At 33.8% G+C, this 7031-nt stretch carries 5 protein-coding genes; 4 read left to right on the top strand and 1 reads right to left on the bottom strand.

The genetic code is table 11. The features are described 5' to 3' along the window. Positions 1 to 295 precede the first annotated feature (295 nt). Complete coding sequence (locus V7183_RS24125; RefSeq protein ID WP_335361098.1) at positions 296 to 490, bottom strand: hypothetical protein; 195 nt, start codon at positions 488 to 490, stop codon at positions 296 to 298. Positions 491 to 831: 341 nt separating this feature from the next. On the opposite strand from V7183_RS24125, the gene V7183_RS24120 reads away from it, so the two are divergent. From V7183_RS24120 to ytaF, 4 genes are all read left to right on the top strand, one after another. Next, a complete protein-coding gene (locus V7183_RS24120) occupies positions 832 to 1230 on the top strand; it encodes a hypothetical protein (RefSeq protein ID WP_335361097.1) in 399 nt (132 codons plus the stop codon). A 47-nt stretch (positions 1231 to 1277) separates the two neighbouring features. Then, positions 1278 to 5906, top strand: a complete 4629-nt coding sequence (locus V7183_RS24115; protein ID WP_335361096.1) for a cation-translocating P-type ATPase — start codon at positions 1278 to 1280, stop codon at positions 5904 to 5906. A 39-nt stretch (positions 5907 to 5945) separates the two neighbouring features. Then, positions 5946 to 6218 carry a hypothetical protein gene (locus V7183_RS24110; RefSeq protein ID WP_335361095.1) on the top strand — a complete coding sequence of 91 codons (273 nt, stop codon included), beginning with the start codon at positions 5946 to 5948 and terminating at the stop codon, positions 6216 to 6218. Positions 6219 to 6302: 84 nt separating this feature from the next. Continuing rightward, positions 6303 to 6959: a sporulation membrane protein YtaF gene (gene ytaF, locus V7183_RS24105; RefSeq protein WP_335361094.1), complete on the top strand. Its 657-nt coding sequence runs from the start codon at positions 6303 to 6305 to the stop codon at positions 6957 to 6959. Positions 6960 to 7031 lie beyond the last annotated feature (72 nt).

The following is a 7031-nucleotide window of genomic DNA, read 5'->3' as shown; positions in this document are numbered from 1 at the left end:
AGTTTTTTAATTGATGTATATATACATTAGCTCCAGATATTTAATGTTTACCATTCATGTTGTTGTATATGTAGACGATTTTTATTTTGAATTTGAGTTGAAAAATGTCTAAATAGTGAAGGAAGGTTATTTCTCAAGCTTACAGTGTCTGTTAGAGGTGTATTTATGTACAGAGATGGAATAATAAGCTATATTTTTAATAAAAAATGTAGCAGATTAATCAATGTGATAGATTGCTATATAATAATATTTTGTTATGTTGCATATTCATATCATTTAAATAAAAATGTGAATATTAAGTGAGTAATAAGCCCATATTACTATTCAAAATCGTTGAACGAATGAATTTATGAAGTTTCTTTGGGAAAACATTTAGAACACAGAAAAGAAATAATTCACCTAAAAGTGCAACCGTTATATTTAATAAAAAAGTTTGAAAATTATAAATAAAATGATAAATGATAATGTATTTCCAGTTTCGTAACTGCATAAAAAAACCTCCTTATAGATTTTTTATAGGATATTAAATTCCTTTAATAAAGGTGTTTGTTTTTGTGCAATATTTACAAAAAAACGCAACAAATATTCAATGAAAACGCAACAGTTATTCAATAATTTACCAAAAACACAACGGATAATTAACATATTTTTTACATAATTTACATAATATGTCTTTAATTGTTTCAGCTAAAAAATTTCCTGCGTGCAAAAGTGTAGTTTCTTCTCAGTATAACCCCATTTTGCATATTAGGGCATACACCGTTTAACGAGAGAAGAGAATACATTCAACTGTGATTTCTCAACATATTCACATTGAAGGGAGCTGTTAGTATGTTCAGTTTTATAACATCACCTCTTGGAGTAGCCTGTAGCACAGTACTTATTGTATCTTCTAAAGCAAGAAAAGCTATACGTAAAGCAGCTGTTAAAACAACTTCAGCAGTTTTACGTATAGCAGGAAAAATTGATAGCACCGATTCTGAAGTAATACAAGAAACGGAAACTATTTTTTATGAGCCAAATGAAAATGTTGATTGTATGGAAGATGGAGTTAATGATAGTGATTTAAATCATCCACAGGAATCTAAAGTAAAAACAGCGATACGTAGAGCGGCTGTTCGAACTACTATTGTATTTCTAGGGATAGCTGAAAAAATAGAAGAAACTGTTTCAAGTTTGCAAGAAAAGTGGGCATCATTCAATAAAAATAATGCTTTGAATCATGCATAAAGTAAATCATAACAGAATTATTCAAATTAATTATAAGGAGAATCTCAATGTCCATAATTTCATTGAAAAATAGATTTATTCGAGCTTTTCCAGGAAGAGTTCGGATTGAATTATATGGTCTAAAGCATAACAATGAAATGAAGTCTTTATTTATGTGTAAATTTCAAGAGGTAAAGGGAATTGAGAAGATTCATGCTTCTATAGAAACAGGAAGAGTTCTTATTTGCTATAACGTTAATATCGTATCATCTCATGATATCTATCAAATCATTCAATCTATTGAAAGTGATTTTTTAAAAGATGTAAATAATGAAAAAAGTGAAGAAGACAACATTATAGATGATAAACCCATAAGTTCATTCCTCGTAATACCAAAAAAAGTGGATCGATCATTTGAAAAAGAATCAATCCCCCTGCCGTTAGCTTTTTCACTTTTAGGTCTTGGTGTTTTAGGTGTGAAGCAAATGTTAATGGGAAGGTCTACTTTAGCTAAAAATACAGGGCTTTTTTATTTATCTGGGTTGGTCTCTGTATGTACAGGATATCCATTTTTAAAACGTGGTTTAAAACAAATGTCTATAAATAAGAAAATGAATTCAGACCTTATTTTAGGAATGAGTACGTTTGCATTAGCCTTTGCTAGGGAAAATCTTGTTGTGCTTGCGGGACTTAGTTTATTACACTTTGTAAATTGGAAGCGAAATCAAGCAAATATTGATAGTCAGAATGGCCCTCAATTATCTTCTGAAATTCAATTATATAGTCATAAACAATCAAAACGAGGAATGATTTTAGGGGCTGCGACATTAGCTTTAACGAGAAATCCCTTGCAAGGCATGTCGGTTCTTTTGGGAGCGAATCCTCGGCCCGCTATTACAGCGACAGAGTATGCTTGGAATCAGGCGGAGCTTGTGTCACGAGATAAAAAATATACAATTCCGCACAATGGATCTTTGCCTCAATTATCACGTACAAAAACAATTCTTTTTGATGACACATCAAATTTATTTAGAGAAAAATTAGAAGCGGTACAGTGTATTAGCCATGATACAGAGGAAAGTCAGATTTGGAGTGTGGTTGCACCACTTATGAAGAAAAGTAACCATCATTTAAAGGATGAAGTTATTGAAAAAGTAGTGCAAACGGGAAAAACTTTACGTACCGCATTTTCTGTTGAAAGTAATAGCCATGGAATGAGGGGCACTATACAAGGAATAGAAATATGTGTTGGTAGTAAACGCTTTGTAGAAAAACATAGTGAGGAATGTAATAGGTATTATCTTGAAGCAAAAAGAGTAGAGAACAAAGGATACAATGTTTTATTTGTAAGTAAAAATAAAAAGTGTATTGGATTTATTCTTGGCTCAAAAGTAGAAATTGTACCAGAGTTAAAGAAGGTATCAGATTGGTTATCTCATCAGGAATGGAAAGTCGGTATTTTAAATAATAGTTTAAATATTAGTCATACCTTTCTTAAGAGACATGGGATTGATACGAGTTGGTTGCAAAACACTGAAGAGCAAATAGTAAAGCGTGTAACAGCCATTAGATCAATAGGAGAAGATCTTATATATGTAGGAGGAGAGAACAAGCGGGAGAGTATTTCACGACTTGAAATACCTGAACTTTCTGTTAATAAATTAAGGAATAGTCTTCAATCAATTGAGTATGCGCAAAAAATAAATAAAATGGTAAATCAACATTTTGGAATCACTAAAATTTGGAACTATGTCGGAAGTTTATTTGCGATGTTTTCTATTTTTACCGCTCCTATCATTGCCTTAATGACGAATGCTATGTCGCTATTGTTCTTATCTAGGGCAAAACGAATAAGTGAAAAAATTGTTTTACAAAAGATGGACTTTTTTTTGAAACATGTAAAGGAAAATAGATGTGATCAAGCTATAGGTTACGATAAAGCAGCATGGCATTCCATGACTACAGAAAAAATGATGAGCATGTTTCATGTGAACAAGGAACAAGGTCTTAGCGATAATCAAGTGATGAACTTACGGAAGAAATTTGGAATGAACCAAATTCAATCTAAACAATCTACTTCATGGATTGTTTCCTTCTTGAAACAATTTAAAGAATTTACATCACTTATTTTGCTTGGTGCGGCAGGGTTATCGATGTTTACAGGTGGATGGTTTGACGGATTAGCAATGGGAACAGTTCTTCTCTGCAATGCTGTAATTGGAACTATGCAGGAACGTAAAGCTGAGAAAGTTGTAGAGGCACTTAATGAATTCCGACCACCAAATTGTAAAGTTATTAGAAATCAGAATACATTTGATATCTCTAGCAAAGAACTTGTCCCAGGGGATATCGTTTGTGTAGAAGCTGGTGATCGTATACCAGCAGATCTTCGAATTATTCATTCATGGAACCTAGAAGTGAATGAAGCCACATTAACAGGAGAATCTCTACCAATTGAAAAAGTCGATTGCATTTTGGATCTAAAGGCTTCATTAGCTGAGCGGAAAAATATGTTGTTTATGGGGACCGCCGTTACACGTGGAAAAGCAATTGGAGTTGTAGCTGCGACCGGAATGGATACCGAAATGGGAGCGATGGTCTCTTTAGTACAAGGTGAGGAAGTAGAAGTGACACCTTTACAGAAGAAAGTTACTTCTATTAGTAAGATGTTTATTAAAGGAGCTGTAGCAGCTGGTGGACTTGTTCTTTTGGCGGGAATCATTCGCGGGTTACCAATTACGCAAATGATAGCCACTTCTATTACATTAGCAGCATCTGCAATACCAGAAGGTCTCCCAATTATGATTACGATTGCCTTAAGTGCTGGTATATCTCGAATGTCTAAAAATAAAGCACTAGTTCGAAAACTTTCTGCTTTAGAAACTCTAGGAAGAACAACAATTATTTGTTCGGATAAAACAGGTACGCTAACAAAGAATGAAATGACAGTTAAGGCAATCGCAACATTGAATCAGCTGTGGACTGTTGAAGGGGATGGCTATGAGCCAAATGGTGAAATTCGAGAAATGTCCGGCGAAGTGGCCGTGACAGAAATGAATGTGACAGAAGGAAAAGTGAACGAAAGAAATGAACCTAATGTTTCTGTAAAAAGTCTTGATTTAGAGCGTATCATGCAAATTTCGGTTTTATGCAATAATAGTGAATTAAAGATAGAACAGAATGAATGGAAAATGAAAGGTGATCCAACGGAAGGGGCATTACTCTGTCTTGCTGCAAAGTCAACATCTGTAGAAGATTACAGAGGGTTATGGAATAGATGTCATGAAATACCGTTTGATTCTGAAACAAGTATCATGAGTGTAATCTGTCAAAATTCTACGGAAGAAAATGAATACAAAATGTTTTCAAAAGGTTCTGTAGAGGCGATTTTAGATTGTTGTAAATTCTACCAAGAAAACGGTCGTGTACATCTGCTGAATGATGAACAAAAGAACAGAATCATTCAAAGAAATACAGAGCTTGCAGACGGTGCTCTACGGGTATTAGCTTTGGCATATCGTTCTGTTGATTGGGAAGCTAACAAAATAGAAGAACAAGAATTGATTTTTGTTGGATTAGTGGGCATGATTGATCCACCAAAACCAGAGGTAGAAAAGAGTATTCTAGAAGCCTATAGATTAGGTGTGAAACCTGTAATGATTACTGGCGATCATCCAAATACAGCTATTTCAATTGCGAAAGAAATTGGAATTAAGAATACAGCGAATAAAGTGTTAAATGGTCAGGATATCGATAGGCTTACCGATAAGGAGCTTGAGGAAACTGTAAAAGATGTTTCTATATTTGCACGTGTGACACCGAGTCATAAATTAAGAATTGTAAAGGTTTTTCAAAAATATGGGCAAATTGTTGTTATGACTGGAGACGGTGTAAATGATACACCGGCAATTAAAAAGGCAAATGTAGGAATTGCAATGGGGAAAACTGGAACAGAAGTAACGAAAGAAGCAGCGGATATTGTGTTAAAAGAAGATCATATTGGTTCGATTATAGACGGTGTAAAAGAAGGACGAACAATTATTGGTAATATACGTAAAGCAGTTGGCTGTCTCTTAACTGGTAATCTAGCAGAAATTTTAGTTACTAGTGTGGCTGTAATAGCAGGGTTACCTATCCCATTAATTCCAATTCAAATTTTATTAATGAATTTAATTACAGATGCGTTACCAGCAATGATTTTAGCTGTAAATCCTGGAAATAAAACAAAGCAAACAAAAAGGCAAGATATTGTTGATAAAGAGTTATATCAAAAGGTAATTACACGAGGTGTGTTGCTTGGAGCTGGTTCATTAGGATTATTTGTTGCGAGTTTGACTATGGGGATGCCTCTTGCTGTAGCACAGTCAACAGCCTTTGCAACTTTAGTGGCGGGGCAATTGATTCAGACATTCTCATGGCGACAAGAAGGGTCTGAAGAAACAGTTCGTGATTGGTCAAAAGATCATTTCTTTATGACAGCAATTGGTATCTCTTGGCTAACATTATTTGGTGCACTATATTTCCCTCCAATTTCGAAAATTTTCCACACAGTTCCGTTAAATATAAAACAATGGATTTTGATTACAGTCGTGGCTGGATCTGTATCTAAGTTATCAAAAATATGTTTGAAATTATTAACTCGTAAAACAAAAAATATTCACAGGCAAGAATGTCATGAAGTTACAGTAGCAATTTAAATAGAAATGAACGCAGTGAAAATAGAGGGAGATGAAAAAATGATTAGAAAAATTTTGGTAGGATCTGCATTAGCTGCAGCCTCTGTTTCTATTCTTTCTGTAGCTCAAAATACGTTGCGTCCAATTATGAAAGCGGGAATAAGAGGTGTTAAATCAGCTACTGAAACTTTGAAAGAAGAAATAGAAGATATTATTTATGAGGCAAAAGCAGAAAGAGCATTACAAAAAACGTTAAAGAATCATGAGAGAAACATAGAAGAGGAAGTGCAAGATGCAAAAGAAATGAGTCATAGTCAGAAAGAAAAATATTGATTCTTTGAATCTATCAACAAACCATTATTGAAAAACTTAACATCCAAAGAAGTGTACATCAAATATGAAAAGAGGTTATTCAAAATGGTATGGATGATGATATTGGCACTTACAATTTCTTCGAGTATTGATAATTTTGGGGTAGGTATTTCTTATGGGATACGTGGAATTCGTATTCATGCTTTCTCCAATTTTATTATTTCTATTATTTGTTTTGCATTTAGTGCGGCAGGAATTTATTTTGGTGTGTGGCTTTCTAAAGTATTACCAGGAATATTTCCGATTATTGTAGGCTCATTATTACTAATCATTATTGGAATCCGTATTATATTACTTGCAATGCCAAGAAGAAATAAAGAAGCTGTAGCTATGAGGGAAATATCGATAGAGCAATCAGAAACAGACGGTGTCTCTGATCATTTAAAAACAATCATGAAAGACCCAACAAAAGCAGACTTTGATAAGTCTGGAAGTATAGGTTTTGTTGAATCGATTTTTCTAGGTGTTGCACTTTCAGCAAATGCACTTACAAATGGTTTAGGTGCTGGTTTGCTAGGCTTATCACCTATTGCCATATGTTTAGCTGCCGCTATTGCTAGTTTTATAACTGTGTGGGCGGGAGTTGTATTAGGTGAAAAAGTAGCCAATGTGAGGATTGGAAAATTTACAATTGGACAATTTGGAACACTCATTAGTGGTGTTCTACTAGTTGTTATTGCTTTTACTGCTTTCTTAGATTAATTAAAAATGAGAAAAATTAATTTTATTTTATATACACATCAATTAAAAAAACGACATAAAACCCCTTTTTTT

This window comes from Bacillus sp. JJ1127, from assembly GCF_036965845.1.
Lineage (GTDB): Bacteria > Bacillota > Bacilli > Bacillales > Bacillaceae_G > Bacillus_A.
The sequence above is the reverse complement of the archived record's forward strand: the minus strand, read 5'-3'. Positions and strand labels throughout refer to the sequence as shown.

Excerpts from the sequence above, each read along its gene's own strand:
- V7183_RS24125 (WP_335361098.1), bottom strand. The coding sequence starts at position 490 with ATGCAGTTACGAAACTGGAAATACATTATCATTTATCATTTTATTTAT.
- V7183_RS24120 (WP_335361097.1), top strand. The coding sequence starts at position 832 with ATGTTCAGTTTTATAACATCACCTCTTGGAGTAGCCTGTAGCACAGTA.
- V7183_RS24115 (WP_335361096.1), top strand. The coding sequence starts at position 1,278 with ATGTCCATAATTTCATTGAAAAATAGATTTATTCGAGCTTTTCCAGGA.
- V7183_RS24110 (WP_335361095.1), top strand. The coding sequence starts at position 5,946 with ATGATTAGAAAAATTTTGGTAGGATCTGCATTAGCTGCAGCCTCTGTT.
- ytaF (WP_335361094.1), top strand. The coding sequence starts at position 6,303 with ATGGTATGGATGATGATATTGGCACTTACAATTTCTTCGAGTATTGAT.